1 protein-coding gene and 1 pseudogene are annotated in these 763 nt (G+C 28.4%); both read right to left on the bottom strand.

Translation table 11 applies throughout. From position 1 onward, the window contains the following. A pseudogene (locus tag AMN80_RS01760) lies at positions 1–280 on the bottom strand (tRNA (N6-isopentenyl adenosine(37)-C2)-methylthiotransferase MiaB); the annotation flags it as partial. A gap of 2 nt (positions 281–282) precedes the next feature. Beyond that, a complete protein-coding gene (locus AMN80_RS01755) occupies positions 283–708 on the bottom strand; it encodes a Fur family transcriptional regulator (protein WP_075520305.1) in 426 nt (141 codons plus the stop codon). Positions 709–763 lie beyond the last annotated feature (55 nt).

Genomic DNA, 763 nt, shown 5'->3' with positions numbered 1-763 from the left:
CCCTTTTTATCATTTCACCACTTTCTGCTTGTGCAACACAACCTGCCACAATTACAATAGGTTTCTTTTTATTTTTGTAGTTTTTTCTAACTCTTCCTATTTCATCATAAACTTTCTCTTTTGACTTATCTCTGATATGGCAAGTATTTAATAAATAACAATCAACATTTAGGTGATCATTTGTTTTGAAATAACCAATATCCTTTACAGTATCATAAATACGATTTGAGTCGTATTCGTTCATTTGACATCCAAATGTTTTAATGAAAATTTTTTTCACAGTTAATCAGATTTATCTTTAACACAGTAAAGTTCTAATTTTGAATCTACCAGTTTGTATCCGTGTTTTTCAGCAATTTTTTTTTGAATGCTTTCAATTTCATCACTAGTAAACTCAATTATATTTCCTGTCTTAATATCAATTAGATGGTTATGGTCGTCATTTAATTCATATCTAGCTTTACCATCTTTAAAATCGTGCTTCATGAGAATACCTGATTCTTCAAATAATTTTACTGTTCTGTAGACTGTGGCAATACTAATCTTATTATCGATATCTGAAACTCTTTTATAAAGTTCATCCACATCAGGATGATCTGAAACACCATAATTTTTTTTTGACTCTGATATTACTCTCGCAATTGTTCTTCTTTGCTCGGTTAATTTAACACCCTTAGCTAAACATTTTTGCTCAATTGTATCTGTCATAATATTATTTTAACTCATATAAAGTGGTTTAATCAAATTCTTTATTAATTTACCC

The sequence above is a fragment of the Candidatus Pelagibacter communis genome (genome assembly GCF_001179985.1).
Lineage (GTDB): Bacteria > Pseudomonadota > Alphaproteobacteria > Pelagibacterales > Pelagibacteraceae > Pelagibacter > Pelagibacter ubique_J.
The sequence above is the reverse complement of the archived record's forward strand: the minus strand, read 5'-3'. Positions and strand labels throughout refer to the sequence as shown.

Coding starts and splice junctions, on each gene's coding strand:
- AMN80_RS01755 (WP_075520305.1), bottom strand. CDS start 708: ATGACAGATACAATTGAGCAAAAATGTTTAGCTAAGGGTGTTAAATTA.